A 26,420-nucleotide genomic window follows, 5' to 3' on the forward strand; every position below is an offset into this window, starting at 1 on the left:
TTTTCGTTCTAGTGATTTGCTTGGAGAAGTGCTACACTAATACTTGTAACGATCATCGCATTTAAAGGGGTGTAAGACATGGTAAAACAACTTTCATGGAAAGTTGGCGGACAGCAAGGGGAAGGTATTGAAAGTACTGGAGAGATTTTCTCCATCGCCTTAAATCGTTTAGGGTACTACTTATACGGTTATCGCCACTTTTCATCTCGGATTAAAGGTGGTCATACTAACAATAAAATTCGTGTAAGCACGACACAAGTTCGTTCTATTTCCGACGATCTTGATATATTAGTAGCTTTTGATCAAGAAACAATTGATGTGAATTTTCATGAGCTTCGAGATGGCGGGATTGTCATTGCGGACGCCAAATTTAACCCAACCATTCCTGAGAGCAATACAATTACGCTCTACTCTGTTCCATTTACAGAAATTGCGACAGAGCTTGGGACTTCTTTAATGAAAAACATGGTAGCCGTTGGAGCATCAAGTGCGGTTCTTGACCTTGATGTGGAAGTATTCCAGGAAATGGTTCAAGAGATTTTTGGCCGTAAAGGTCAGCAAGTTGTAGACAAAAACCTTGAAGCCATTCGCCGTGGTGCGGAATTTATCCAGCAGCAGCTTGGAGATAACGTTCAGACGATGAAGCTTGAAAAGGCAGATGGAAAGAAGCGCATGTTCCTAATTGGTAATGATGCGATTGCCCTTGGTGCGGTAGCGGCAGGATCCCGTTTTATGCCGGCATATCCGATTACTCCGGCATCTGAAATTATGGAATACTTAATTAAAAAGCTTCCGACTCTTGGCGGTACCGTCATTCAAACAGAAGACGAAATTGCTGCATGTACGATGGCAATTGGTGCTAACTATGCGGGTGTCCGTGCGCTAACGGCTTCTGCAGGTCCGGGTCTTTCATTAATGATGGAAGCAATTGGCTTAGCGGGGATTACAGAAACACCTGTCGTCATTATTGATACACAAAGGGGCGGCCCAAGTACAGGTCTTCCTACTAAGCAAGAACAATCGGACTTGATGGCGATGATCTATGGCACTCACGGTGAGATTCCGAAAATTGTCATGGCGCCAAGTACCGTACAAGAAGCTTTTTACGATACAGTAGAAGCATTTAACCTTGCTGAAGAATATCAATGTCCAGTTATCCTTTTAACCGATTTGCAGCTTTCTCTAGGGAAACAAACGGTTGAGCCGTTAGAATATGATAAAATCGAAATTCGCAGAGGAAAGCTGGATTTAAATGCAGAGCTTCCTGAAATTGAGAATAAAGGTTATTTCAAGCGCTATGAAGTGACGGAGGATGGTGTATCACCACGTGTCGTTCCTGGTATGGCAAACGGTATTCACCATGTTACAGGTGTAGAACATGATGAAACAGGTAAACCGTCTGAAGCAACGACAAACCGTAAGGCGCAAATGGACAAGCGACTGCGAAAAACGGATAACATTAACTTCAAAACACCTGTACATAAAGATGCCAAACATGAAGAAGCAGACTTGCTTATTGTTGGTTTCAACTCTACTCGTGGTGCCATTGAAGAAGCGATGATTCGTTTGGAAAACGATGGACTGAAAGTGAATCATGCCCATGTTCGTCTAATCCATCCGTTCCCGACAAATGAACTGTTACCACTTGTTCAATCGGCTAAAAAAGTGGCTGTGGTAGAAAATAATGCAACTGGACAGCTTGCAAATATTATGAAGATGAATGTCGGTCACGCTGAAAAGATTTCAAAAGTCGTCAAATACGACGGAAATCCATTCTTACCACATGAAGTTTATTCAAAATGCAAGGAGTTGTTCTAACATGGCAACATTTAAAGATTTTCGCAATAGTGTAAAACCAAACTGGTGTCCAGGTTGCGGGGACTTTTCTGTACAAGCAGCAATCCAGCGTGCGGCTGCTAATGTAGGCTTGCAGCCAAAAGATTTAGCGGTTGTTTCGGGGATTGGTTGTTCCGGTCGTATTTCTGGTTACATCAATTCATATGGATTCCATGGGATTCATGGTCGTTCACTTCCAATCGCCCAAGGTGTTAAAATGGCGAATCGTGATTTAACGGTTATTGCATCCGGCGGTGACGGAGATGGATTCGCAATTGGTATGGGGCATACAGTGCATGCAATTCGCCGTAATATCGACATTACTTACATTGTTATGGATAACCAAATTTACGGATTAACAAAAGGGCAAACATCGCCACGAAGTGATGTTGGCTTCAAGACGAAAAGTACACCACAAGGTTCAGTTGAATCAGCTCTTTCCATTATGGAGCTGGCACTGACAGCAGGTGCAACATTTGTTGCCCAAAGTTTCTCAAGTGACTTGAAAGAGTTAACTTCTTTAATTGAGCAAGGGATCCAACATAAAGGATTTTCTTTAATTAACGTATTTAGCCCATGTGTAACGTATAACAAGGTAAATACGTATGACTGGTTTAAAGAGAATTTAACGAGCTTAAGCACAATTGAAGGCTATGATGCAGGTAATCGTATGACGGCTATGCAGACGTTAATGGAGAAAAAAGGCTTGGTAACAGGTCTTATTTACCAAAATAAAGAACAAAAGTCATATCAAGAGCTTGTTGCAGGCTATAGTGAAACCCCCCTTGTACATGCTGATTTAGAATTACCTGAAGAACAGTTCAACAAATTAGTAGCTGAATTCATGTAAAGCGAAAACCCGGTTTAGTCAAGATGTAAACCGGGTTTTTAAATTGCTTTCAGAAAGTCTGTTTTGAAATAAAATCGGCAAGGTCACTGTTAATTCAGAAATGGGAAGCGACTAGGAATGAGTTTAGAAATATGCTATGATAATGACTAGTTTTCAGACAACCCTTTAAAATGGACCGTTACGAAAAACCACTAATATTAAGGGTTTGGATAAACGGTCCATTTTGTATAAAAAGAAAAATTTTAGGATGTATTAGACACTCTCTTCCGTGTAAAGTGATCTTATTTTCTTGAGTTGGCTACTTCAATAATATGCTAGAATTATTATTTTCAGCGAGATATCCGATTATTGTTTGTTGCGCTCAGAACATATATACTAGATAGATGTGATAAGTTTTTTTGCAATTGAAAGGAGAAGAAACATGAACGAAAAACAACGTTTGGAAAATACACAAGTTAATTCTGCGGACAAAAAATCCGAGAAGGATTACAGCAAATATTTTGAAACGGTTTATATGCCGCCATCTTTGAAGGATGCAAAGAAGCGTGGAAAAGAAGAAGTAACGTATCATAAGGATTTTAAAATTGATGAGCAGTTTAGAGGCATGGGAGACGGCCGCAAGTTTTATATTCGCACATACGGCTGTCAAATGAACGAGCATGATACAGAAGTCATGTCCGGAATTTTTATGGCGCTTGGCTATGAGGCGACAGACAGCGTGGAAGATGCGAATGTGATTTTGTTAAACACATGTGCAATTCGTGAGAATGCAGAAAACAAAGTGTTTGGGGAAATTGGTCACTTAAAAGCATTAAAAAGAGAAAGACCAGACCTTCTAATTGGTGTGTGCGGCTGTATGTCCCAAGAAGAGTCTGTTGTTAACAAAATTTTAAGTAAGCATCAGCATGTGGATATGATTTTCGGTACACATAACATTCACCGCCTTCCACACATTTTACAAGAAGCGTACTTATCTAAGGCAATGGTTGTAGAAGTGTGGTCTAAAGAAGGGGACATCATCGAAAACTTGCCGAAAGTGCGTAAAGGAAACATTAAAGCATGGGTAAACATTATGTACGGCTGTGACAAGTTTTGTACGTACTGTATCGTTCCATATACACGCGGTAAAGAGCGTAGCCGTCGTCCGGAAGACATCATACAAGAAGTACGCCATTTAGCAGCACAAGGCTATAAAGAGATTACGTTATTAGGACAAAATGTGAACGCATATGGAAAAGACCTTGAAGATATCGAATACGGATTAGGAGATTTAATGGATGAAATCCGTAAAATTGATGTTGCTCGTATTCGTTTTACAACAAGCCATCCGCGTGATTTTGATGACCACTTAATTGAGGTGTTGGCAAAAGGTGGAAACTTAGTAGATCATATTCACTTGCCAGTTCAATCAGGAAGTACAGAAATTTTGAAAATCATGGCTCGTAAATATACACGTGAGCAATATTTAGAGCTTGTACGTAAAATTAAAGAAGCAATTCCAAACGTTTCATTAACAACGGATATTATTGTCGGCTACCCGAACGAGACAGAAGAGCAGTTTGAAGAAACTTTATCTCTTTATCGTGAAGTTGGTTTCGACAGTGCTTACACGTTCATCTATTCACCTCGTGAAGGGACACCGGCAGCCAAAATGCAAGATAATGTTCCGATGGAAGTGAAAAAAGAACGCCTGCAGCGTTTAAATGCCGTCGTAAATGAAATTTCTGCTCAAAAATTGAAGGAATATGAAGGGCAAGTTGTCGAAGTATTAGTAGAGGGTGAAAGTAAAAACAATCCGGATGTACTAGCCGGCTACACTCGCAAAAGCAAGCTTGTCAACTTTAGAGCACCAAAATCAGCTATTGGTAAACTTGTTCAAGTGAAAATTACTGAAGCGAAAACTTGGTCTTTAAATGGGGAAATGATAGAAGAAGTCGCAGAGGTGAGATAAGATGACAGCATATAGTAAAGATGAAATCGTTCAACGTGCTAGAGAATTAGCTGAAATGATCGCACAAACAGAAGAAGTAGAATTTTTTAAACGTGCAGAAGCACAATTGAATGAAAATCAAAAAGTGCGTGAAATGATTGCGAGCATTAAAAGCTTGCAAAAACAAGCGGTAAACTTCCAACATTATGGGAAAGTGGAAGCGTTGAAGCAAGTGGAAGCCAAAATTGATGCTATTCAGGGAGAATTAAATGAGCTTCCAATTATTCAAGAGTTCCAGGAATCACAAATGGTTGTAAACGACTTGCTTCAGCTTGTTGCTAGTACAATTTCTAAGCAAGTGACAGATCATATTATTGAATCGACAGGCGGAGATGTTCTTCGCGGTGAAACGGGTTCAAAAGTACGCTCAACAAACGGAATGGGATGTCACTAAAAAATATCTATTCATTAAATAAAGGTGCAACACTGGACGATACGGTCCGTTGTTGCACCTTTATTTGTTTTGATATAAATGGATTTAGAAAAGTAATGCGACAAAGAGCGGTCAGGCCAAATGTTCTAGAATTTTGAGGAGAAACTCAGGTTGTCTCGGTTAGCGATTGTGATGTTTCTCGATGAGAGGAAGATGCATCGAATCATTAAAGCGAACCTATATAGAAGAGAATGCTTTCTCATACCGCTTTTGGAAAAGTGGTCATTCTTGGCACATGCGAGCATACAATCAAGTATAGCGGTTTTTATGCTTTTTTAAGTTTTACTAAACAACCGGCAAACTGGCTATAAAACATGCATACAATGAAATGAAGATTGTTTGAGGAGGGTATGTTCGCATGTCACATTATAGAGAAATCATAACGAAAGCGGTCATTGGCAAAGGACGGAAATTCACGCAATCATCCCATACCATCACACCGCCCAATCGGCCTACAAGCATTCTTGGCTGCTGGGTCATCAACCATCGGTATCATGCAAAAAAACATGGAAATGCAGTGGAAGTCGAAGGGACATACGATATTAATATATGGTACTCCCACAAAGATAACACGAAAACAGAAGTGTGTACGGAGACGGTATCTTATAAAGACGTCATTAAGCTCCGCTACAAAGATGAAGATGCCATTGGGGATGATTGCGAAGTCATTGTGCGCGTACTGCAACAGCCGAATTGCTTAGAGTGTACCATTTCGCCAAACGGCAATAAAGTGATGGTACAAGTAGAAAGAGAGCTGTTAGCAGAAGTAATAGGGGAAACGAAAGTGTGCGTAGCGGTGAATCCAGAAGGCTGCGATGATGACGAATATGAAGAGTACGGTGTAGACGATGATGAGTTTGAAGATTTAAATCCTGATTTCATTCTCGGTGATGAAGAATAGGTAGAAAGAGGCTGTCGGGCAAGCATGAAATGTGCTTTCCTGTCAGCTTTTTTTGTTTTGTATATCGTTTCATAAACAGCAAAGAACTTCTCCAAATGGCAATGTTGCTACAATGAATTTGTGGACAAAATTATGTTATAATACGGTTATTATTTCATTGTGTAATAAGACACAACATAGATAGTATGGAGGATTCACATGGCAGAATATACGCCGATGATACAACAATATTTGACGATAAAGGCAGACTATGAAGATGCCTTTTTATTTTTTCGCCTTGGCGATTTTTATGAGATGTTTTTTGAGGATGCTGTTAAAGCGGCACATGAACTGGAAATTACATTAACAAGCCGTGACAGCGGGCGCATCCCGATGTGCGGAGTACCTTATCATTCCGCCCCGACCTATATCGACCGTTTAGTTGAAAAAGGTTATAAAGTGGCCATTTGCGAACAAGTGGAAGACCCGAAAAGTGCTAAAGGTGTAGTAAAGCGTGAAGTCGTCCAAGTCATTTCCCCTGGAACGCTCATGGACCAAAGAGGATTGGAAGAAAAAGAAAACAATTACCTTTGTTCCGTCACGCAGTTTGAAGATGACACATATGGTCTCGCGTTTTCTGATTTATCTACAGGAGAAAATAGCGTGACGTTGATTGGTGGAAACTGGGAAGAAGCAATTGCTGAAATTTATGCAAAAGAAGCAAAGGAAATTGTCGTTGCGGCAGATTTCTCTGAAGAAAAGCTTCAGAAACTACGTGAGCGGCAAACGATTACAGTTTCATTTGAGCAACAAACTTCCAATCTCGAAAACTTTCAATCATTAATTGAGAACCTTCAGCAGGAAAAACTTATTCAAACCTTTTCCCGCCTTGTTCATTATTTAATCCGGACGCAAAAGCGCTCGCTTGACCATTTGCAGCCTGTCCAGATTTATCAAATTAATGAGTTCATGAAAATTGATTTATTTTCAAAGCGAAATTTAGAGTTGACCGAAACCATTCGTACAAAAGGAAAAAAAGGGTCGTTATTATGGCTGCTTGATCAAACCGTCACAGCGATGGGTGGACGATTGCTGAAGCAATGGATTGATCGTCCATTATTAAATCAACAGCATATTCAAAACCGTTTAAATATGGTGGAAACCTTAATGAATCAATTTTTTGAACGAGAAGAGCTACGGGAATTACTAAAAGAAGTATACGATTTAGAGCGACTAGCAGGCCGTGTTGCGTTTGGAAATGTGAATGCCCGTGATTTAATTCAATTGAAAAAATCGCTTCAAACCATTCCGGCCATTCAAGAAACAGTCTCTCGTCTTGAACATCCATATGCTTTAGAGCTAGCTGAAAGCATCGATCGCTGTGAGGAACTAGCTGATTTGCTAGAAAAAGGGCTGAAAGATAATCCGCCGCTTTCTGTAAAAGAAGGGGACATCATTAAAGACGGATATCATGAGCAGCTTGATCAATACCGTGATGCAAGTAAAAATGGAAAGTCATGGATTGCTTCCCTTGAACAGCGCGAACGAGAAAAGACGGGTATCAAATCTTTAAAAATCGGCTATAATCGCGTATTTGGGTATTACATTGAAGTCACAAAGTCTAATCTTTCCTTACTGCCCGAAGGTATGTATGAGCGGAAGCAAACATTGGCGAATGCTGAACGCTTTATTACTCCAGAGCTAAAGGAAAAGGAAGCTCTAATATTGGAAGCGGAAGAGAAAATTGTTCAGCTTGAGTACGATTTATTTTCCCTTATTCGAGAAGAGGTAAAAGCTTATATTCCGCGTTTGCAAGCATTGGCGAAAATCGTGAGCGAATTGGATGTTCTGCAATGTTTCGCGAAAATTAGTGAAGAACGCCATTATCGAAAGCCATCATTTTCAACAGATGGAGACATTGTCATTCGAAATGGGCGCCACCCTGTTGTAGAAAAAGTGATGAACTCCCAAGAGTATGTTCCCAATGATTGTGAAATGGATGAGGAACGCTCCATTTTACTTATTACTGGACCGAATATGTCTGGGAAAAGCACATATATGCGTCAAGTAGCATTAACCGCCGTGTTAGCTCAAATTGGCTGTTTCGTACCGGCTGATGAAGCGGTATTGCCGATTTTTGATCAAATTTTTACTCGCATTGGAGCGGCCGATGATTTAGTGTCTGGTCAAAGTACGTTCATGGTCGAGATGATTGAGACGAAAAATGCGGTAACAAACGCAACTCAGTCAAGTTTAATTTTGCTTGATGAAATTGGACGCGGAACCTCTACGTATGATGGAATGGCACTTGCGCAAGCCATCATCGAATATGTTCATGAACATATTGGATGTAAAACATTGTTTTCTACGCACTACCATGAGTTAACGGTAATGGAAGAAGAACTGGCTGGTGTAAAAAATGTTCACGTCAGCGCAGTAGAGAAAAACGGAAAAGTTGTGTTCCTTCATAAAATTAAAGAAGGAGCGGCCGATAAGAGTTACGGTATTCATGTGGCAGAATTAGCCGAATTGCCGGCACCGCTCATTAAACGGGCCCGTGTCATCTTGGACAAGCTTGAGAAACAGGACGAGAATATGCCGCTTTCTCAAGTAGAATCGGAAGCACCGAAAGTTGAAAAAGAAGCAGAACCGGTTCAGGTGGAGCCGCAAATTGTGGAAGAAAACCAGCTTTCTTTCTTTGAGCAAGCTGTGGACAAGCAAGTGCAAACGGCTGAACAACCTTTATCGAAAAAAGACAAACAAGTACTTCAGCAGTTGAAAGAGTGTGACATTTTAGAAATGACGCCGCTTGATGCGTTAAATAAAATGTATGAGTTGCAAAAATTGCTTAAGAAAAAATAAACAGAGGAGCGGGAAGGGGACCCCTTTTCCGCTCCTCTGGCGGAATGGACCTAGTAGCATCTGTTAAATGTGGCAGCGATCCATTCCGGATGACTAAACGAAGTGACGGAGGTGGAATGATGGGGAAGATTATACAGCTGTCGGACGATTTATCAAATAAGATTGCGGCGGGTGAGGTGGTCGAGCGTCCTGCTTCGGTGGTGAAAGAGTTGTTGGAAAATGCCATTGATGCAAACAGCACTGTTGTAGAGATTGAATTAGAAGAAGCAGGTCTTTCAAAAATTCGCATTGTCGATAACGGTGATGGAATTGAGAATGAGGATTGCTTAACCGCTTTTCAGCGTCATGCAACAAGTAAAATTAAAACCGAAAATGATCTGTTCCGCATTCGAACCCTCGGTTTCCGAGGCGAGGCGCTTCCGAGTATCGCCTCGGTTTCCGTATTGGAATTGAAAACAAGTACTGGCGAGGGAGCAGGAACATATTTGAAGCTAAAAGGCGGAGAAGTGGTTGTTCATGAGCCGACATCGAGCCGAAAAGGAACAGATATTACAGTGAGTGACTTGTTTTTCAACACACCAGCACGGCTGAAATACATGAAAACCGTCAATACAGAGCTTGGGAATGTTACCGATGTTGTCAATCGCATTGCCATGGCACATCCGGAAGTATCCATTAAATTGACCCATCAAGGCAGACAACTGCTTTACACAAATGGAAGCGGGGATGTGCGTCAAGTAATTGCCGCTATTTATGGTATGTCTATCGCTAAAAAAATGAAGCCGCTTGTTATTGATTCTCTCGATTACGAAATTGAAGGCTATGTGGCACTTCCTGAGATTACGCGAGCATCGAGAAACTATATGTCTACAGTCATTAACGGCCGCTATGTTAAAAACTACCCGTTGCTGAAAGCTGTTCAGCAAGGCTATCATACACTTCTCCCGATTGGTCGCTATCCAATTGTCTTTTTGACGATTAAGATGGACCCGCTGTTAGTCGATGTGAATGTGCATCCATCCAAGCTTGAAGTTCGTTTGAGCAAGGAAGCGGAACTGTTTTCTTTAATTGAAGAAAGCATCCGTGATGTCTTCAAGCAGCAACAGTTAATTCCAGAAGTGACTCCAAAGAAAAAAACAGTACCAATCCAAGAAGAACAGCAGCGGTTTACGTTCAATCATCAGGCAGAAAAGAAAGAAGAGCGAGTGAATGAATCTTTCCCTGCGATGAGTTTTTTCCAACGTCCAGTAAACGAGAAGGAAGAAGAGCCCCTTTCTCCAAGAAGCCCGTTTGCAGCTACTTCTCCTTCGTATGTAAAAGAACCAGTAGAAGAACTAGAGAAAGATGAAGACATCAATGTTGGAGAAGAAGAGTCGTTTTCTTTTGATCAAAAGCAGGAAGAACGAACGGTGCCTGTAGCGGACGACCAAAAGCAGGAAAGTCGCGTTCCTCCTTTATATCCGATTGGCCAAATGCATGGTACGTATATATTGGCCCAAAATGAAAACGGCCTTTACATTATTGACCAGCATGCGGCTCAAGAACGCATTAAATATGAATATTTCCGTGATAAACTAGCTCACGTTGCGACAGAAGTTCAGGAACTGCTGATGCCGATTACATTGGAGTACTCATTGAATGAGGCAATGATTATTGAAGAACATCAAGAGGAATTGGCAAAAGTCGGTGTGTTTTTAGAAACGTTCGGGCAAAGCAGTTACATTGTTCGCTCTCATCCACAATGGTTTCCGAAGGGGGAAGAACAGGAAATCATTGAAGAGATGATTCAGCAAGTGTTAACGATGAAAAAGGTAAACATATTAAAATTGCGGGAAGAGGCAGCAATTATGATGAGCTGCAAAGGATCCATTAAGGCTAACCACCATTTACGCGAGGATGAAATTTTCGCGTTATTAGAAACGTTACGCCAATCAAGTGACCCATTCACCTGCCCGCATGGAAGACCAATTATTGTGCACTATTCTACGTATGAAATGGAAAAGATGTTCAAACGGGTCATGTAAACAGAAAAGGCTAGTGCTCTTGAGCGCCAGCTTTTTTCTGTTTTAATGTATTCAGAATTGTACGCTCGTTAATCGATGGTGTTTGTTCATTTTTCCTCATGATGGGCATGAAGATGTGAATAGATAAAAGAAAGGGAGCGAAAAGTGTGCATGTTGTTTAATAAAGTGTTATATTTCGCAAGTCTCCTAAACCCATTTTCTGCATTGGTTATTAAAATGCTGAAATAAACTAGATCGTCTGTTAGGATGGTTAAGTAATGGATGGTAGTCAATACAGGTCATGGAGGATGTTTGTGGTTTACGATATTATTTGGATTAGCTGATGTTTTTCAGTCTTTGGTATTGTGTAATCATTTGATTAAGTTTTTTGCTTGTTTCGATGGTTTCGGTAGCTTGAAAGCCCTTTTTAATTCAAACTTTAATCAATTCCTCTTTGAGGAAGTGAATTCATGCTAGGAGTTGTTCTTCATAGTATGCACTTAAAAGGGATTCCAGTTTACTAGATAGCTCTCTATATTCTGGGCTGTTTGGTCCTTTTTCACTAAATGTTTTGCTTATATCTATTCGTAAATTGAAAATTTGTAGCCTTAATTGCCGAATGTGTTCTTGTGACGATTGAAACTCTACGTTCATTTTTCACCTCAATTAATTCATTTAAAATGATGTCATTTATTTCGAAAAATGTCAAAATCTAAACGATAGTATCACAATGTTCATTTAATGAAAATATAATAAGAAAAAATAAAATAATTTCAAAAAATTGAGTAAAATATTAATATAAAAATTGGTACATCGCACTTTTGCAGTGTTTTAGACTGAAGCAGCTGTATCCGGTGTGAAAAAAAGGGAAGTTTAGAGGGGATAAAGAGCCTCTGTTGAACACTTTTTGTTCATTCATCTTTGAATGCTGTCAGTAAAGGGCATGTATTGAGGAGAGCTACTTTTGTGATAGATGCATAAAAAGAAATTGACAGTCATTATATTAAACAAATAATATAGCGGAAAATAAAAATATTTAGTAAATTCTCTCTGTGATAACAGCCCATACATTTAAAATGCATGATGGAAGAGGTACTTCATGTAAGACAAGCATTTTGATTCAGTGAGTTAAAATCTAGATGATGGTTTCACAACATCAGTTGTGGAAAGTGGCGCTTTAGAAAAATGTTTTGTACAAAAAGGAAAAGGGTATCTTTTTTCTGTCTTAAAATATGCGATAATAAAGAAGAAATTGCATCCTCATACGATGCTCATATAAGCGCTTTTCATAAGCAGAAATCGTTGTTTCTTCTATGATAGCGGGTGATATTCGAACCTTTTTACGAGGTGAAGTGAATAGTTTAATAAAATCTGGGCATGATGAGATGATGGAAAGAAAAAAAGAAAGTAGTGTTGCATGTTGGGAGAGAAACAAAAGCTGGTGGTATTAATTGGTCCAACAGCCGTCGGAAAAACAAAGCTTAGCATTCAGTTGGCAAAAGCGTTGAATGCCGAAATTATTTCCGGTGATTCAATGCAAATTTATCGAGAAATGGATATCGGTACAGCTAAAATTATGCAAGAAGAAATGGAGGGTGTGCCGCATCATTTAATTGACATTAAAGATCCGGACGAGTCCTTCTCAACAGCAGAGTTTCAGCGGCTTGTTCGCGCCAAAATAGACGAAATTGCAGCGAGAGGGCGTCTGCCGATGATTGTAGGGGGAACGGGGCTTTATATTCAGTCTGTCATTTACGACTATGAGTTCGGTGAGAAAGAAAGCGATTCGTCCGTTCGTGACCGTTTGGAGCAAGAGGCTGAGGAAAGCGGAATAGACGCTTTATATGAACGTTTAAAGCAAATCGACCCTGCAGGTGCCGAAAAAATTCATATGAATAACAAGCGTCGTGTGATTCGAGCACTCGAGGTATATGAAACAACTGGTAAGCCTTTTAGTGAGCATATTGCCGAACAAGAACATACCCTTTTATATGATGTGGCGCTTGTAGGCTTAACGATGGATCGGGAACAACTATATGCCCGTATTAATGAGCGGGTAGATATCATGATGGAACAAGGACTCGTGAAAGAAGTAAAGGGATTGTACGAAAAGGGAATTCGTGATACGCAATCTATCCAGGCAATTGGTTACAAAGAGCTTTATCAGTATTTAGAGAATCGTTTAACATTAGAAGAAGCAGTAGAACAATTAAAGCAAAACTCAAGGCGGTATGCGAAACGTCAATTAACGTGGTTTCGCAACAAAATGCCTGTCGAATGGTTTGATATGAGCGATGGATTATCAGATGGGAAGTTCGATGAAATTTTTACATATATTGCAGGAAAGATTCGCTTTGGAGCGAATTAGTAGACGATAGAGAAAAAGAGGAGGCCGACCGAACAATGAAACAATCAATTAACATTCAAGATCAATTTTTAAATCAACTGCGCAGAGATAATGTATACGTAACAGTATTCTTACTTAACGGTTTTCAGTTAAGAGGATTAATTAAAGGATTTGATAACTTTACCGTGCTGTTAGAATCTGAAGGAAAGCAGCAGTTAATTTATAAACATGCGATTTCGACATTTGTGCCAACAAAAAACATTACTGTTGAATTAGAGTAGATGAAAATCAGGCTTATCAATCTTACATAGGCCACAAACATACAGACCCCGTCACGGAATTGGTTCACATTCATGACGGGGTCTCTTCTGTTTTGCACATTCCTATACATAACCATCATGACCTTCGTCATACAATGTAAGGATAATCTCTGATTGATTGTTCACTTCATGCAGTGAGCCGGTTAGAGAGCATCCGCGGCGACTTTCACCTGATGCATAAAAAGGTAGTGGGAGAATGAGAGGTGAATGCTTTTGGAACGGCCTATTACGTTGAAAAATAATGGACAGATTAACATCGTTCTTAACAATGAAACGAAAAAAGAGAAAAAACTATCCACCACTATTGTGTCACCCCCGCCAAAAAAAGAAGAGCCAATCCGGCATGCGGCTTTAAAAGAAATTGAACGAGAGCTAAGCGTACTTGTCGGACTTGAAGAAATGAAAAAGACAGTACGGGAGATTTATGCCTGGCTGTATGTAAATAAAAAAAGAGAAGAAGAAGGACTCAAAGCTGGAAAACAAGTACTTCATATGATGTTCAAAGGGAATCCTGGCACTGGAAAAACGACCGTGGCAAGGCTGCTCGGAAAATTATTTTATGATATGAATGTTCTTTCGAAAGGACATCTAATTGAGGCGGAGCGTGCAGATTTGGTCGGGGAATATATTGGGCATACTGCTCAAAAAACGCGGGACCTTGTCAAAAAAGCGTTAGGAGGTATTTTATTTATTGACGAAGCTTATTCCCTTGGCAGAGGAGGGGAAAAGGATTTCGGAAAAGAAGCCATCGATACGCTTGTGAAACATATGGAGGATAAAGGGAATGAATTCATTCTCATATTAGCTGGATATTCTCGGGAGATGGAGCAATTTTTATCGTTGAATCCTGGTCTTCAGTCGCGTTTTCCTCTTGTTATTGATTTTCCGGATTATACAGTTAACCAACTAATGGAAATAGGAGCGTTTATGTTGAAGGAACGGGAGTATACTTTATCGAAAGAAGCAGAATGGAAACTGCGCAATCATTTGACAATGGTGAAAAACCAAGCTCCTTTTACTTTCAGTAATGGGCGATACATTCGAAATATTATTGAAAAGGGAATTCGAGCTCAAGCGATGCGGTTGCTTATGAACGAAACATACAGGCGAGAAGATTTACTCGTATTAAAAAGTATTGATTTAGTATTGAGTGATTCATCTGGAAAAACGGGGTAAAAAAGAAGGGCAAGTTGGATGGGAAATTCCATGCAACTTGCCTGTTTTTCATGTAAACAACTCTCTATAGACAGCTGTTAAAGAGAGGTATGTCGTTTGCCTACGCGGAGAGATTTAATTGGTAAACTCCAATTGTACATATATGAACACATACGCAGTACGACGATGAGGATACAAAGTGAGTACAACTCAAGCGGTGACTTGGCAATGCCGAGTCCGACGGCCGCTCCAGCGATGATTGCCCACACCGCGTATATTTCGGCTTTCAAAACAGTGGGCTTTCTTCCTGCAAGAAGGTCACGGATAATACCGCCGCCGCTCCCTGTCAGGACAGCTGCTACGATGGCAGCACTTAATGGATGCCCCATCTTCACGGCAAACAGTGCTCCTTGAATCGCAAAAGCTGCCAGTCCGATGGCGTCAAAGAAGTTGCCCCATTTTTTCCAATGCTTTAATAAATTATTAGGAAACAAAAAGACCGCTGTCATGGCAAGGAGGGCAATTTGAAAAAGCATTTCCTGCTCCCAAAGTGCTGAAATGGGGACACCAATCAATAAATTTCGAATGGCCCCGCCGCCAAATGCGGTAACGATCCCGAGTATATATACTCCTAAAATGTCGTATTCCTCTTCCATCGCCACAATCGCTCCGCTGACTGCAAATGCAATCGTTCCAATGATGCTCAATACATCCCAAGTCATGGCTCATACCCCTTATGTTAAATAATAAATGTAAACCATTTCAAATTTTAAAGAGATTATGCATGAATTTCAATCTTTTTTTTTCGTAAAACCGTTGGACGAAGGGAATCGTTTGTGGAGAATTTACTCCCTTTTTGGTATGATAGGGATAGTTTGCGACTTTTACAGTAAAGGAAGGAATTTTATTTGGTCATTGAACTAAAACAAGAAAAAGAAACGGCCATTTTAGTAGGCTGTCAATTAAACAAGCTTGACGATTTGCGTTTTGAATATTCAATGGATGAACTGGCATCTTTAACGGAAACGGCCCAGGCAGAAGTACTTGTCCGGACGTCCCAAAAACGTGATCGAGTTCATCCTTCTACATATATCGGGAAAGGGAAGGTTGAAGAACTTGTCCATTTGGCACAGGAATTCGAGCCTGACCTTATTATTTTTAATGATGAATTGTCACCAAGCCAAATTAGAAACTTATCTAATCAGCTGGAAGCACGCATTATTGATCGTACACAGCTTATTTTGGATATTTTTGCCCAACGTGCACAAACGAAAGAAGGGAAGCTACAAGTCGAACTTGCTCAGCTTCAATATTTGCTTCCGCGATTAGTAGGGCAAGGAACTTCTCTTTCCCGTCTTGGAGCGGGAATTGGAACGAGAGGGCCGGGGGAGACAAAACTTGAAACGGACCGTCGTCACATTCGGAGTCGAATTGATGACATTAAACAACAGTTAAAAACAATCGTGCAGCACCGGGAACGTTACCGGGAGCGCCGTAAGCGAAATGCGGCTTTTCAAGTAGCGGTTGTCGGATATACAAACGCTGGGAAATCAACCTTATTCAATCGGTTAACGGCAGCAGGCATTTATGAAGAAAATCAGCTCTTTGCCACACTTGACCCAACGACAAGAAAATATGTGCTTCCGTGCGGTTATAATGTTCTGCTTACGGACACAGTTGGATTTATCCAAGACTTGCCAACGACTCTTGTTGCCGCTTTTCGTTCCACATTGGAAGAAGTAAGAGAAGCGGATTTTATTTTACATGTCGTTGACTCTGGTAATCCAGATTATTTTAATCACGAACAAACTGTCCACAAACTGTTGGAGGAGCTCGAAGTGTCTGGAACGCCGATGCTTACAGTTTATAACAAGCGAGATATTCAGCATCCGGATTTTATCCCCACTACGAATCAATCCTTGTCGATGAGTGCGTTGGATAGCTTAGATATTAAGAAGTTGGGTATGACAATTGAACATTATATGAAGCAGCATATGGAACGTTATGATGTCCTTCTTCCAGCAGGAGAAGGGAAATTAATTTCTGCCTTGAAGGCCGAAACCATCATTGATTTTATCGAATTCAATGAAGATCAGAACGTCTATGCATGCAAAGGGTACGTTGATATGAACCATCCGATTTTCTCGCAGCTAAGGGAGTATCATAACTAAAGGAGATAAAACATGTTCGACCAATTGAAAAATGGGGAAGCCATTGAAATCCTCAGTAAAGAAGTACAAACACAAATTCAAGATGTGCACAACAGCATTGACGCTGTAATTGAAGCGAATCAGTTTCGTGTACTGAAAAGTTTCCAGCAAAACAAGGTAAGCGATACGCATTTTACCCCTTCTACGGGATACGGGTATGACGATGCAGGACGCGACACCCTTGAGAAAGTATATGCGGATGTATTTGGCGCAGAGAGCTGTCTTGTGCGTCCACAAATCATTTCGGGAACGCATGCTATCGGGATTTCCTTGTTCGGAGTCCTGCGCCCAGGTGATGAATTATTATACATCACAGGCAAGCCGTACGATACTTTAGAAGAAATCGTTGGGATTCGAGGGTCTGGAAACGGCTCTTTGCGTGAATTTAATATCGGTTACCGCGCGATAGATCTGACGAAAGAAGGACGAGTCGACTTTGAAGCAGTGCGAGCAGCCATCCATGACCATACAAAAATGATTGGTATTCAGCGTTCAAAAGGATATGGTGTTCGTCCTTCCTACACAGTAGACGAGATTGCCGAGATGATTCAATTCGTTAAATCCATCAAACCAGATGTTGTCGTTTTTGTGGATAACTGCTACGGAGAGTTTGTTGAATTGAAGGAACCTACACATGTTGGGGCAGATTTAATGGCAGGCTCGCTTATTAAAAACCCAGGCGGTGGTTTGGCGAAAATCGGTGGATATATCGCGGGGAAAAAAGAGCTTGTGGAAGCATGCTCTTACCGTATGACAACACCTGGCATCGGGGCGGAAGCGGGGGCGACCCTTTATAGCCTGCAAGAAATGTATCAAGGCTTTTTCCTCGCGCCTCATGTCGTTGGCCAAGCGTTGAAAGGTGCGGTTTTTACATCCGCTATGCTTGAGCGAATTGGTTTAAGCACAGAGCCAAAATGGAATGATAAACGTACAGACTTAATTCAATCGGTTCAGTTTGATGATCGAGAGAAAATGGTGACATTTTGCCAGGCCATTCAATATGCTTCACCAGTTAACTCGCATGTTACCGCCTATCCAGCGTACATGCCTGGATATGAAGATGATGTCATTATGGCCGCTGGAACATTCATTCAAGGGGCCAGCCTTGAGCTGACAGCTGATGGACCGATTCGTCCACCGTATGTGGCATATGTTCAAGGGGGCTTGACTTATGCACACGTGAAAGTTGCTATCTGTTCGGCTATTGATCGTTTAATTGAACAGAAGCTGATTCAATTATAGTGATTGAATAAAAAATTCAGAAATATTATGTTAGAATTCCTAACATAATATTGACAGGAAACCTAACATGGAATAAAATGAAAATAAGTTAAGCGAAGGAGGGACAGAGATGGGTGACAATATTAGACGTAATATGCCGCTATTTCCAATTGGCATCGTCATGCAATTAACCGAGTTATCCGCCCGTCAGATTCGCTACTATGAAGAAAATGAACTGATTGCTCCGGCAAGAACGGAAGGGAACAGACGGTTATTTTCTTTCAATGATGTAGATAAACTATTAGAGATTAGAAATTTAATTGAGCAAGGCGTTAATTTGGCTGGCATTCGAAAAATCTTTCAAGTTCAAGAGGAAGAGGGAAAAATCATTCCGAATGAACCTGTAAAAGAAGATACAAAAGAATTGTCAGACGAAGAGCTTCGCAAGTTACTTCGTGCAGAATTGATGCAAGCAGGCCGCTTTAACCGAGCTGCTTTAAACCAAGGAGATATTTCTAGGTTTTTTCATTAAGATTTATGCATGCCCATATCGGTATGCTAATCAATATATTGATTCGAATAAGGGGAGGACAAAACGATGGCAAAGTACACAAAAGATGATATTGTGAAAATCGTTCAAGAGGAGAATGTAAAATACATTCGTCTTCAATTCACGGACATTTTAGGAACTATTAAGAACGTAGAAATTCCTGTAAGCCAATTAGAAAAAGCGCTAGACAACAAAATGATGTTTGACGGATCTTCTATTGAAGGCTTTGTACGTATTGAAGAGTCTGATATGTATTTATTCCCGGATCTTGACACATTCGTTATTTTCCCTTGGACTTCTGAAAAAGGAAAAGTAGCCCGCTTTATTTGTGACATCTACAATCCAGATGGCACACCATTTGAAGGAGATCCGCGTAATAACTTAAAGCGTGTGTTAAAAGAAATGGAAGCGTTAGGGTTCACAGACTTCAACTTAGGGCCAGAGCCAGAGTTTTTCTTATTTAAACTAGATGAAAAAGGTGAGCCGACGTTAGAGTTGAACGACAAAGGTGGCTACTTCGATTTAGCTCCTACAGACTTAGGAGAAAACTGCCGTCGTGATATCGTGTTAGAACTAGAAGAGATGGGCTTTGAAATTGAAGCATCTCACCATGAGGTAGCTCCTGGTCAGCACGAAATTGATTTTAAATATGCGAATGCGCTAAAAGCTTGTGACGATATTCAAACGTTTAAGCTTGTTGTAAAAACGATCGCTCGTAAGCACGGTTTACATGCGACGTTCATGCCAAAACCATTGTTCGGTGTAAACGGTTCGGGTATGCACTGCAACTTGTCTTTATTCACAAATGGCGTCAATGCTTTCTATGATACAAAAGGTGATCTAGAACTAAGCGAAACAGCGAAGCATTTCATTGCAGGGATTATTAAGCATGCAACGAGCTTCACAGCTGTTACAAACCCAACAGTTAACTCTTATAAACGTCTAGTACCAGGTTATGAGGCTCCTTGTTATGTTGCTTGGTCTGCACGTAACCGTAGTCCATTAATCCGTATCCCAGCTTCTCGTGGCTTAAGCACACGTGTTGAGGTACGTAGCGTTGATCCAGCGGCGAACCCGTACTTAGCGTTAGCTGTACTATTAGCAGCTGGCCTTGACGGAATCAAAAACAAATTGGCGGCTCCAAAGCCAGTTGACCGCAACATTTATGTAATGACAAAATCAGAGCGTGAAGCAGCGGGCATTGTTGACTTACCTGCTACATTAGCGGCTGCATTAGATAACTTAAAAGAGAGCGAAGTCATCGTATCGGCATTAGGCCAACACATTTTCGAGCACTTCGTAGAAGCAAAAGAAATCGAATGGGATATGTTCCGCACACAAGTTCATCCTTGGGAGCGCGAGCAGTACATGTCAATGTATTAATAGCTAAACCCCTTGACACCATTGGTGTTGAGGGGTTTTTATTTTAATGGGTTATTTATAAGTTAATACTACAAAGAATGGTCACCCCAGAAATACCCCATTTTTTTTATGGCTCTGCTATATTTGCTCTTACCTATTTCGATTTAAAATGGACTCTTGAACGTATCGAAGGTCCAGATAAAAAAGGGTTTGTTTTTTTATTTGAAATGCTTAGTAACGATTTCGGTAAAGTAGGATTACTCATCGCTGAGGGATTAATGGTTTTAGTTGGTGCAGTGATTATAGTGGCTGCTCTCGTTTATATGTTGCTTTCTCTTTAGCATTTACCTTTTCCATAACACTTTCTTGTTGATCGGGGGCACTACTTCAATAAGTGGTGCCGTTTTTTATTGAACAAACGGGGCGGGTTGTAAAAGGAAGAATTAATGTTAGCAACGAATTTTAAAATAAAAACTAGTATCCCATTAGCATTTAATATGTCTTTTATTCGCCTATTTTTAATATGGAGGTCTAATAAATGAGACTAGTTACATGGAATGCAGCAATGCGATTCAGAGATAAGATTGAAAAAATATTCCCTTTCACTGCAGATATTTTAGTAATTCCTGAATGTGAAGCACCTGAAAAATGGAGAGCAAGCAATCATCTACAAGTTATCAATCAGTTTCTTTGGTTCGGAGACAATCTAAACAAGGGAGTTGGAATAATTACATTAACTAATACCTATCAAATCGAACTTCATCCATCATATAATAAGGATTTTCGTTATATAATTCCTTTGATAATCTCTGGCAAACAGGACTTCATTTTGTTTGCAGTTTGGTCCCAAAATACCAAAAAGCAATATGAGAGTTACATAGGTCAAATATATTTAGCATTAAAATATTACGAATCTTTGCTAAAGAGGCCCTGTGTAATTGTAGGTGACTGGAATAGTAATAAGATTTTTGATCATATCAAAAGGGTTGGAACACACTCAGAGGTTGTTGAATTTCTTAAAAGTGTAGGTATTATGAGTGCTTACCATTATTATTTTAATGAAGAACATGGGCAAGAATCCATACCGACCTATTACTTTAGAAAAGAAAAGGCTAGACCTTTTCATATTGATTTTTTGTTTGCTTCAGAGACAATCCTTAAACAATTAAGCGTTTTTGAGGTAGGTTCATATGAAAAGTGGATTAAGTTCAGTGATCACATACCAATATTTACGGTATTTGATAAGTGAATCATTTGCAGATTTTGTTTGTATTTGCTTTAAATGGTAATAAAGGAAGTAATCTAAAAGATCCGCCTAATTTTCTGATAGCTTCTATCTTCTTCTAAAGGGGACTTGAGTTCAAGAATGAGTAGTAAAATGAATGATAGTGAACATAACTTTATTTGGTGGTGTTTAGCATAGACAAAATGAGTATTTATGAAGAACTGAAAGCTATAAAGGAAAGCTTGTATAATCCCTTTCCTTATAATGATACTGACAAAATACAAGATGATTTCAATAAGGAACTTTCCGAGGATGATTGCCTAACGGGTGACTTGAACACCTATTGGATGAACATTGCTGGAAGTCTAAGTTATGTCCTAAGTGGAATTTCAAAAAGAATTCCTCAAGGTCAGATAGACTGGCTTCATTTGTCCTTCTTTGATATTTTTCATCAATATCGCTTTTTGGAAGAAAAGTTAGAAGATTATCCAATATTTTATGAAGAATATATGAATCATGATGGATAGGCTACACTGAGTTGGACAGAAAACTTAAGGTCAAGTAGACTACAGATAATATACTTGAGGAGAATCTACGATGACTAAAAAAGCACGTCGAACATTTACAGATGAGTTTAAGCAACAAATTGTGCAGCTGTATCAAAGCGGTAAACCTAGAAAGGACATTATTCGTGAATATGACCTGACGCCGTCTTCCCTGGATAAGTGGGTGAGGCAAAGTGAGAATAATGGCTCCTTTAAAGAAAAAGATCAGTTAACGCCTGAACAAAAAGAATTAATTGAACTTCGTAAACGAAATAAGCAGTTAGAGATGGAGAACGATATTTTAAAGCAAGCCGCGCTGATACTAGGACAAAAGTAAATGTCATCAAGAATAATCAACATAAATACTCGATATCAGCAATGTGCAAAGTCCTACAATTACCTAGAAGCACGTACTATTATGAAGCCAAAGAAAGAGCAGCAGTGGATGATATCACGTCAGATGTGATCGAAATATTCCGCGCCAGCCGTCAAAATTATGGAACACGTAAAATTAAAATTGAATTAAAAAAACGGGGACTCATCGTGTCTAGACGGAGAATTGGGCGTATTATGCAAGAGCAGGGCCTTGTCTCTGCTTACACAGTAGCTCAGTTTAAGCCGCATGTAAAATCCTGTAATGAATCCGAACAGAAGAATGAACTAAACCGCGAGTTCCACCAGGAAGAAGTGCTGACAACGATCGTCAGCGATTTAACATACGTAAGAGTCAAACAAAAATGGCATTATGTATGTGTATTTGTCGATCTCTTTAATCGGGAAATTGTGGGGTACAGCGCCGGGCCAAATAAGGATGCGTTACTCGTCTATCGTGCGTTCGCCTCGATCAAAGCCGACCTTCGTAAAATCCAACTGTTTCATACGGATCGTGGGAATGAGTTTAAAAATAAGCTAATGGACGATGCATTAGAGACATTTAACATTCAACGTTCTTTAAGTATGAAAGGCTGCCCATATGACAATGCCGTCGCTGAAGCAACGTTTAAAATCATTAAAACAGAGTTTGTGAAAGGTCAACATTTTGAGAGTTTAGAAGAATTAACAAGGGAATTACATGACTATGTCCACTGGTTTAATCACATCCGAATTCACGGGACACTTGGTTATGTAAGTCCAATTAATTATAAACTTGAACACCTTAAAAAATCTGTCTAGTTTAGTGTTGACATACCATGAAAAAATACGAAATTTGTTATTAGATTATTTGTCTTATAACTAATCCTTTTTCAACAAACGGGTAGCTTGAGTTTAAGTTCAAGATTACGCCGGTAATCCCTTTTTATTGTGCTAACGGGAAGGATAATTGAATAGATAAAATGGGATTGCAAAACAAATCACAAGGCTAGTTAATGTTTAGAAAATTAATAACTATTATTGGGGTGCTGATAATGTTTGTTGAAAAACACGGATTGAGCAGAACAAAAATATATAAGGTTTGGAAATTTATGCGTGTCAAGTGGCGATATATGGATATGTCCTGAGTGGAAGGATGACCCTGTAGCATTTGTAACTTGGGCCAAACAAAATGGGGTTGTAAAGAAGGTTTACAATTAGTTAGAAAAGACAAGGAAGACGGGTATTATCCCGAAAACTGCGTTTTTCTTGAAAAAGAAGAGGCAAATAAAACTCATGGAATGAGACGGACAAGATTATATAATATTTGGACTCAAATGATTCAAAGATGCACAAATCAAAACCTAGATCACTATGAAAGATATGGTGGACGAGAAATCTCTGTATGTGATGAATGGACGAAGTTTGAAGTTTTTGCTGAATGGGCGATGAAAAATGGTTATAAAGAAGGTTTGTCTATTGATAGAATAAATGGAAATTACGAACCAAAAAACTGTAAATGGAGTACAGACCTTGAACAAGCAAGAAACAAAAGAACAAGTAGGTTTATAACAATTAATGGAGAATATAAAACTGTTGCAGAATGGGCGGAGATAAGTGGAGTCCCATATAAAACTCTACAAAGGCGAATTTATACTGGGTGCAATGAAGAAAATTTGTTGGCATCAATAGGGGATATCAGTATAATCTTCTTGAAATAAATAGTGTAAAAAAGACAATAAATGCGTGGGCAAAAGAAGCAAGAATGCCTTATTCAACTATTAAAAGAAGATATGAAAAAGGTATTAGAGGAAGTGAACTACTTGAAAAAGGAAGACGGAATAAAAAATACATAATGATCAATCATCTTTTGACTTATAAAATTTAAATTATGATTTTAAAAATCCAGCGTGGTGTTTGAGCTTTACTGCATTAACGGGTAGCGTGTCTCTAAATAATGGGAACGATTTTATCTTATTCGAACGGGGCAGTTTAGCTATACAGCAGCCCGCTAATAGTATATGGTCAAATAAGGTTATTGGAAAGTCGAGGAAAAGATTGAAAAAGAAATTTTTTGATTTATCTTTTGCTCTTTTTGCTTTAGTGGGGTGTATAAATAATAGTAAAACTAAAATGTGTACCCATAGAATAGTGGTAAATAAAAAACGGTGATCACAAAAAATGTGTCACCGTTTAAAAATTAAGACAAGATTGTTCTCATATATTCTTCATATTGCTTTACTTTTTCTTTACTAAGCTTTTTACTGATGTGTGAATATATGTCCGCTGTTACCTGAAGGCTTTTATGACCTAATCGTTCTTGGATGATTTTGAGGTCAAGATCGGCTTCCAGTGAAGTTACCGCATGAGTATGCCGAAGTCCATGAATTGGAATTTGTTCAATCTCTGCTTTTTCAAGGATTCGGGAAAAGGCATTGAATAGAGTTGATTTTGGCAAGAAATTTCCATCTTCTCTGGTGAACACTAAATTTAAATTCTGATGATAAGCTTTTCCTAGTTTTATCTTTTGTTTATTTTGCCAAGCTTTATGTTTTTTTAAGTCCTCTAAGAGTATCCCATCTATGTTAATCACTCTTTTCGAAGTGAAATTTTTAGTAGTACCAAAAATCTCACCTTTTCTTTTGGGTTGGAAATTTAATGATTTGTTAATATTAATAGTCGTATTTTTGAAATCTATATCATTCCATTGTAATGCAGCAGCTTCACCTTTTCTCATTCCTGTCAGCAATAAAGTCTTAAAGAAAATATAGTAGATAAAATTATCCGAATATGCTGTGTTTAAAAATTTTGGGATGTTTTCTGTTTCCATGTAACATAAATCTTCATCTTCATCTTTAACGTTTGATTTAACTTTTGCTTTAGAACAGGGGTTTTTTTCAATTTCGCCAATTTCCATAGCATAATTCATAGCGCTATTCATAGTGGAATGAATAATTTGATTTGTACGAAAAGTATAATTTTTTTCTCCTGATAAGGTCGAATATTTTTTTTCTGCTAAATAATTAAGGAACTTTTGATACAATTTTGGAGTTATATCTTGTAACATAATGTTTTGAAAATAAGGAAGGATATGATTATTGATGTTCCGCTCGTGTAACTCGAATGTATTATCTCTAATTTCACCTTTCATATATTCGTATAACCAAAACGATAAATGTGATTTTAATAAGGTAGGTGCTTTATCATTCCCTTCTAACAATTCTTTTTCACGTTCTTGTGCAGCAAGTCGTGCTTCTGGCTTTGTTTTAAACCCACGTTGTGATTTTTCTTTATACTTTTGAGTGATTGGATCTTTATATCGGATTCTGTATTCCCATTCTTCAGTTTTCCCTTTGTTTTTATCTTTTGTTTTTATGTGTTTTCTATATGTTATACCCAATTCATATACCCCCATTAAAAATTTAAATATTAAAAATATTGCTAATACTAAATTGCTTGATTGAATCGTTAATTAAAGTTTAAATTGCATTTTGGATTTGTCAAAAGAGAGTTTGGATTAATAGATTAATATTACTCTACTGACTATTAATTACTTTCTTTAAGCCAATTGAGTAAAAATTGCCGCGTTTCTGCTGGCGGAAAAAGCCATTTGCCCCCTTTTTTGAATTTAGGAAATTTAGGATCATAAAAAAATTCTTTTTTTATTGTGTTTAATGACATACATGTTCTACGTTGCAGCTCTTTTGTGTCCCAGAAAATCATCTCAGTATCAATTTCTTTCATTTTTTCTTCAAATTTTTTTATGCACATATCTCGAACTTCCTGCTCGTCAATTTGAATGTTAATCATAATTTCACCTCAAGTTGATAGTTATAAATTTAATAGGGGAAAATTCCTATATAAAAAGCTACTTTCTTATTGGGACTAGGTGTTCATATTACAGAGCGCCCTTGTCAATACAAAAAACCGCAGATAAATACAGACCTCATATGCATGAGGAATCTGTATTAACCTGCGGTTTTCGCTTGTTAGGTTAATTTATATTCTGAAATTGATTTTTAGTTGTTATTTAGAAATTTAGATTTCTTATATTCTTATTATATTCATACATTTTCATTTTGCAAGTGCTAAATAAAAATTGATTTTCAGTTGTAGAAGATTAAAAATGTAGATTATTCAAAAGTCAGTCGCTTAATATTCACATATCTATTTCTAGCTTTTGTACGTTTTAAAATTTCTACAATGTCGTATTCACTCAGGCCCATATCAGTCAATATCTATTCTGCGTTGTGTCTCTCGGACGAAAAAACTCATTCTTC

General features: G+C 38.9%; 23 protein-coding genes. 19 read left to right on the top strand and 4 right to left on the bottom strand.

Features of this window, described 5'->3' with window-relative positions; translation table 11 throughout:
* The first annotated feature begins 78 nt into the window (after positions 1 to 78).
* The 7 genes from ACXAEO_RS05480 to mutL all read left to right on the top strand — a co-directional run bounded on the left by ACXAEO_RS05480 (position 79) and on the right by mutL (position 10,875).
* A complete protein-coding gene (locus tag ACXAEO_RS05480; protein WP_474878892.1) occupies positions 79 to 1,818 on the top strand; it encodes a 2-oxoacid:acceptor oxidoreductase subunit alpha in 1,740 nt (579 codons plus the stop codon).
* Position 1,819: 1 nt separating this feature from the next.
* Positions 1,820 to 2,686 carry a 2-oxoacid:ferredoxin oxidoreductase subunit beta gene (locus tag ACXAEO_RS05485; RefSeq protein ID WP_474878895.1) on the top strand — a complete coding sequence of 289 codons (867 nt, stop codon included), beginning with the start codon at positions 1,820 to 1,822 and terminating at the stop codon, positions 2,684 to 2,686.
* 421 nt (positions 2,687 to 3,107) lie between these two features.
* On the top strand, positions 3,108 to 4,637 hold the full coding sequence (gene miaB, locus ACXAEO_RS05490) for a tRNA (N6-isopentenyl adenosine(37)-C2)-methylthiotransferase MiaB (RefSeq protein ID WP_474878898.1): 1,530 nt from the start codon (positions 3,108 to 3,110) through the stop codon (positions 4,635 to 4,637).
* A gap of 1 nt (position 4,638) precedes the next feature.
* Positions 4,639 to 5,070 carry a regulatory iron-sulfur-containing complex subunit RicA gene (gene ricA, locus ACXAEO_RS05495; RefSeq protein WP_474878900.1) on the top strand — a complete coding sequence of 144 codons (432 nt, stop codon included), beginning with the start codon at positions 4,639 to 4,641 and terminating at the stop codon, positions 5,068 to 5,070.
* Positions 5,071 to 5,467: 397 nt separating this feature from the next.
* The gene (locus ACXAEO_RS05500) at positions 5,468 to 6,010 is read left to right on the top strand and encodes an outer spore coat protein CotE (RefSeq protein WP_474878903.1); all 543 of its coding nucleotides are present in this window, start codon (positions 5,468 to 5,470) and stop codon (positions 6,008 to 6,010) included.
* Between the two features lie 198 nt (positions 6,011 to 6,208).
* Positions 6,209 to 8,851 (top strand): DNA mismatch repair protein MutS, encoded by a 2,643-nt coding sequence (gene mutS, locus ACXAEO_RS05505; protein WP_474878906.1) that lies wholly within the window; start codon positions 6,209 to 6,211, stop codon positions 8,849 to 8,851.
* A gap of 119 nt (positions 8,852 to 8,970) precedes the next feature.
* Complete coding sequence (gene mutL, locus ACXAEO_RS05510; RefSeq protein WP_474878908.1) at positions 8,971 to 10,875, top strand: DNA mismatch repair endonuclease MutL; 1,905 nt, start codon at positions 8,971 to 8,973, stop codon at positions 10,873 to 10,875.
* 315 nt (positions 10,876 to 11,190) lie between these two features.
* Here mutL and ACXAEO_RS05515 read toward each other — a convergent pair whose 3' ends face one another.
* Positions 11,191 to 11,286, bottom strand: a complete 96-nt coding sequence (locus ACXAEO_RS05515; protein ID WP_474883988.1) for a Spo0E family sporulation regulatory protein-aspartic acid phosphatase — start codon at positions 11,284 to 11,286, stop codon at positions 11,191 to 11,193.
* A gap of 988 nt (positions 11,287 to 12,274) precedes the next feature.
* Between ACXAEO_RS05515 and miaA the strand changes: the two genes are divergently transcribed.
* The 3 genes from miaA (at position 12,275) to spoVK (ending at position 14,697) form a co-directional block, all read left to right on the top strand.
* Entirely contained in the window at positions 12,275 to 13,222 is a 948-nt protein-coding gene (gene miaA, locus ACXAEO_RS05520; RefSeq protein ID WP_474883989.1) for a tRNA (adenosine(37)-N6)-dimethylallyltransferase MiaA, read from the top strand.
* 35 nt (positions 13,223 to 13,257) lie between these two features.
* Complete coding sequence (gene hfq / locus ACXAEO_RS05525) at positions 13,258 to 13,482, top strand: RNA chaperone Hfq (RefSeq protein WP_474878910.1); 225 nt, start codon at positions 13,258 to 13,260, stop codon at positions 13,480 to 13,482.
* A 252-nt stretch (positions 13,483 to 13,734) separates the two neighbouring features.
* Positions 13,735 to 14,697, top strand: coding sequence for a stage V sporulation protein K (gene spoVK / locus ACXAEO_RS05530; protein ID WP_474883990.1), 963 nt, complete (start codon positions 13,735 to 13,737; stop codon positions 14,695 to 14,697).
* 77 nt (positions 14,698 to 14,774) lie between these two features.
* Here spoVK and ACXAEO_RS05535 read toward each other — a convergent pair whose 3' ends face one another.
* A complete protein-coding gene (locus tag ACXAEO_RS05535) occupies positions 14,775 to 15,398 on the bottom strand; it encodes a trimeric intracellular cation channel family protein (RefSeq protein WP_474878912.1) in 624 nt (207 codons plus the stop codon).
* A gap of 186 nt (positions 15,399 to 15,584) precedes the next feature.
* Between ACXAEO_RS05535 and hflX the strand changes: the two genes are divergently transcribed.
* The 9 genes from hflX (at position 15,585) to ACXAEO_RS05580 (ending at position 23,861) form a co-directional block, all read left to right on the top strand.
* Positions 15,585 to 16,847: a GTPase HflX gene (gene hflX / locus ACXAEO_RS05540; protein WP_474878915.1), complete on the top strand. Its 1,263-nt coding sequence runs from the start codon at positions 15,585 to 15,587 to the stop codon at positions 16,845 to 16,847.
* Positions 16,848 to 16,859: 12 nt separating this feature from the next.
* Entirely contained in the window at positions 16,860 to 18,128 is a 1,269-nt protein-coding gene (locus tag ACXAEO_RS05545; RefSeq protein WP_474878919.1) for a methionine gamma-lyase family protein, read from the top strand.
* 109 nt (positions 18,129 to 18,237) lie between these two features.
* Positions 18,238 to 18,639, top strand: a complete 402-nt coding sequence (locus tag ACXAEO_RS05550; RefSeq protein WP_474878921.1) for a MerR family transcriptional regulator — start codon at positions 18,238 to 18,240, stop codon at positions 18,637 to 18,639.
* 66 nt (positions 18,640 to 18,705) lie between these two features.
* Positions 18,706 to 20,040: a type I glutamate--ammonia ligase gene (gene glnA / locus ACXAEO_RS05555; RefSeq protein ID WP_474878925.1), complete on the top strand. Its 1,335-nt coding sequence runs from the start codon at positions 18,706 to 18,708 to the stop codon at positions 20,038 to 20,040.
* Positions 20,041 to 20,117: 77 nt separating this feature from the next.
* On the top strand, positions 20,118 to 20,360 hold the full coding sequence (locus tag ACXAEO_RS05560) for a hypothetical protein (RefSeq protein WP_474878927.1): 243 nt from the start codon (positions 20,118 to 20,120) through the stop codon (positions 20,358 to 20,360).
* Between the two features lie 197 nt (positions 20,361 to 20,557).
* A complete protein-coding gene (locus ACXAEO_RS05565; RefSeq protein WP_474878931.1) occupies positions 20,558 to 21,268 on the top strand; it encodes an endonuclease/exonuclease/phosphatase family protein in 711 nt (236 codons plus the stop codon).
* Positions 21,269 to 21,447: 179 nt separating this feature from the next.
* Positions 21,448 to 21,771, top strand: a complete 324-nt coding sequence (locus tag ACXAEO_RS05570) for a YxiJ family protein (RefSeq protein WP_474878933.1) — start codon at positions 21,448 to 21,450, stop codon at positions 21,769 to 21,771.
* Positions 21,772 to 21,841: 70 nt separating this feature from the next.
* A protein-coding gene (locus tag ACXAEO_RS05575) for an IS3 family transposase (RefSeq protein ID WP_474878936.1) occupies positions 21,842 to 22,962 on the top strand; the annotation gives its coding sequence in 2 pieces (ribosomal slippage) (positions 21,842 to 22,091 and positions 22,091 to 22,962; 1,122 coding nt in all).
* A 356-nt stretch (positions 22,963 to 23,318) separates the two neighbouring features.
* Positions 23,319 to 23,861 carry a hypothetical protein gene (locus ACXAEO_RS05580; RefSeq protein ID WP_474878938.1) on the top strand — a complete coding sequence of 181 codons (543 nt, stop codon included), beginning with the start codon at positions 23,319 to 23,321 and terminating at the stop codon, positions 23,859 to 23,861.
* A 479-nt stretch (positions 23,862 to 24,340) separates the two neighbouring features.
* Here ACXAEO_RS05580 and ACXAEO_RS05585 read toward each other — a convergent pair whose 3' ends face one another.
* A complete protein-coding gene (locus ACXAEO_RS05585; protein ID WP_474878941.1) occupies positions 24,341 to 25,555 on the bottom strand; it encodes a tyrosine-type recombinase/integrase in 1,215 nt (404 codons plus the stop codon).
* A gap of 131 nt (positions 25,556 to 25,686) precedes the next feature.
* Complete coding sequence (locus ACXAEO_RS05590) at positions 25,687 to 25,950, bottom strand: group-specific protein (RefSeq protein ID WP_474878942.1); 264 nt, start codon at positions 25,948 to 25,950, stop codon at positions 25,687 to 25,689.
* Between the last annotated feature and the right edge of the window lie 470 nt (positions 25,951 to 26,420).

It is taken from the genome of Bacillus sp. ABA4_010, from assembly GCF_056159105.1.

Bases quoted from the DNA above. Each gene is read 5' to 3' on its own strand.
- ACXAEO_RS05480 (WP_474878892.1), top strand. From the start codon at position 79: ATGGTAAAACAACTTTCATGGAAAGTTGGCGGACAGCAAGGGGAAGGT.
- ACXAEO_RS05485 (WP_474878895.1), top strand. From the start codon at position 1,820: ATGGCAACATTTAAAGATTTTCGCAATAGTGTAAAACCAAACTGGTGT.
- miaB (WP_474878898.1), top strand. From the start codon at position 3,108: ATGAACGAAAAACAACGTTTGGAAAATACACAAGTTAATTCTGCGGAC.
- ricA (WP_474878900.1), top strand. From the start codon at position 4,639: ATGACAGCATATAGTAAAGATGAAATCGTTCAACGTGCTAGAGAATTA.
- ACXAEO_RS05500 (WP_474878903.1), top strand. From the start codon at position 5,468: ATGTCACATTATAGAGAAATCATAACGAAAGCGGTCATTGGCAAAGGA.
- mutS (WP_474878906.1), top strand. From the start codon at position 6,209: ATGGCAGAATATACGCCGATGATACAACAATATTTGACGATAAAGGCA.
- mutL (WP_474878908.1), top strand. From the start codon at position 8,971: ATGGGGAAGATTATACAGCTGTCGGACGATTTATCAAATAAGATTGCG.
- hfq (WP_474878910.1), top strand. From the start codon at position 13,258: ATGAAACAATCAATTAACATTCAAGATCAATTTTTAAATCAACTGCGC.
- ACXAEO_RS05535 (WP_474878912.1), bottom strand. From the start codon at position 15,398: ATGACTTGGGATGTATTGAGCATCATTGGAACGATTGCATTTGCAGTC.
- ACXAEO_RS05545 (WP_474878919.1), top strand. From the start codon at position 16,860: ATGTTCGACCAATTGAAAAATGGGGAAGCCATTGAAATCCTCAGTAAA.
- ACXAEO_RS05550 (WP_474878921.1), top strand. From the start codon at position 18,238: ATGGGTGACAATATTAGACGTAATATGCCGCTATTTCCAATTGGCATC.
- glnA (WP_474878925.1), top strand. From the start codon at position 18,706: ATGGCAAAGTACACAAAAGATGATATTGTGAAAATCGTTCAAGAGGAG.
- ACXAEO_RS05560 (WP_474878927.1), top strand. From the start codon at position 20,118: ATGGTCACCCCAGAAATACCCCATTTTTTTTATGGCTCTGCTATATTT.
- ACXAEO_RS05565 (WP_474878931.1), top strand. From the start codon at position 20,558: ATGAGACTAGTTACATGGAATGCAGCAATGCGATTCAGAGATAAGATT.
- ACXAEO_RS05570 (WP_474878933.1), top strand. From the start codon at position 21,448: ATGAGTATTTATGAAGAACTGAAAGCTATAAAGGAAAGCTTGTATAAT.
- ACXAEO_RS05585 (WP_474878941.1), bottom strand. From the start codon at position 25,555: ATGGGGGTATATGAATTGGGTATAACATATAGAAAACACATAAAAACA.
- ACXAEO_RS05590 (WP_474878942.1), bottom strand. From the start codon at position 25,950: ATGATTAACATTCAAATTGACGAGCAGGAAGTTCGAGATATGTGCATA.